Source organism: Pseudomonas sp. NPDC089547 (genome assembly GCF_050280665.1).
Lineage (GTDB): Bacteria > Pseudomonadota > Gammaproteobacteria > Pseudomonadales > Pseudomonadaceae > Aquipseudomonas.
Map to the genome: position 1 here is coordinate 1 of NZ_JBNNVS010000110.1, position 1,453 is coordinate 1,453.

Below are 1,453 nucleotides of genomic sequence, written 5' to 3' on the forward strand. Positions count from 1 at the left end.
TGTAATCGATGGACTCGCCCCCGCCGAGGCATCACAGTGCCACGGTGGCGTTCGAAGAAGCCAACGGCAGCGAGGGCGAGACCATGAAAAAGCATAGTTCGAAGCAAGAATCCCTGTCTTCCACTGATGTGGAGCTTTGCACAACGATCTGCGTAGACCTGGCCAAACAGGTCTTCCAGTTAGCAGGCGAGGACGCTACCGGTCGTGTGATCTACGAAGATCGCATTAAATCCCGACAAGCTTTCCATGATTTCCTGCTCAAGCTGCCAGCGACAGTGACTGTCTTGATGGAGTGCGGCCCAGGTGCACAGGCCTGGGCCAGGTTGCTGCAGGCCAAAGGTAACGCGGTCCGCATCCTGCCTGCGCAACGGGTCGCCGAACACCGAAGCGGAGCGAAGAACGACCGTAACGACGCTCATGCCATCCTACGAGCCGGTCGCGATACCAGCATCGCTTCGATACCGATCAAAAGCACCACTGCTCTGGCTGTGCAAGCCCTGCACCGTATCCGGCGCGGTAGCATCAAGCGGCATACCTCGATAGGTAATCAGATACGTGGTTTGCTCATGGAGCATGGCGTCTCCATGCCCCAGGGCGATACCGCGATCAATAAGCATGTGCCGCGAGTTCTTGAGGACGCTTCCCTACCTTTACCCCAATTGTTGCGCGAGGTGCTCGATGAGCTGCTGACTGACTGGCGATCCCTGGGTGAGCGCATTACGACGTTGAGTAAACGGCTCGAAACGACAGCCAAGGACGATAAAGTCGCACAGCGGCTGATCACCATCCGTGGCGTCGGCCCCATCACTGCCACCGCGATCGTGGCGAAAGAGACCGAGCCCCGTCGCTTTGCCAGTGGCCGAATGTATTCCGCCTTCTTCGGTATCGTGCCCGATCAGCACAGCAGCGGAAACAAAGTCAGATTGGGCAAGATGAGCAAGCGGGGTGACGGCTACATACGCAGCTTGATGATTCAGGGCGCACATGCTGTCTTGAGTCAGTTAAAGCCTGATTCCGATCAGCCAGACGATCGCCGCCTCTTGCGCTGGCTATCCCGCCTGGGGCGCAAGGAGGCGGCGATCAGACTGGCTAATCGAAATCTGCGCATTATCTGGGCCTTGTTGCAGAGTGATAAGGTTTATCAACGCAAACCGAACAGCAATTCGGAGGCTGCATGAGCCTCTGATCAACCGAGTAATGCCACCGGGGCGCTAAGCGCTCCAACCCCTGCTAGTGAACATTGACCCTAGGTAAGACCGTCGCAGACTGATGCCTCCGCTCCTACAGGACTGATACAGAGGCCTCAATGTAAACGGCACTCTGCGAGCTCACCACGATGTTGGCCAGAAGCGAAAAGCTTCCTCGAATAGGCCTGATACATAGATGCAACCGGGTTCCTATGTTCAAAAGCAATTAGACAGTGTGGGCGAGTCCATACATAGGAGCGGCCTTG

The 1,453-nt window shown here is 56.6% G+C and carries 1 protein-coding gene; it reads left to right on the forward strand.

The features are described 5' to 3' along the window. Nucleotides 1-128 precede the first annotated feature (128 nt). On the forward strand, nucleotides 129-1,178 hold the full coding sequence (locus ACQKPZ_RS28170; RefSeq protein ID WP_427544556.1) for an IS110 family transposase: 1,050 nt from the start codon (nucleotides 129-131) through the stop codon (nucleotides 1,176-1,178). Nucleotides 1,179-1,453 lie beyond the last annotated feature (275 nt).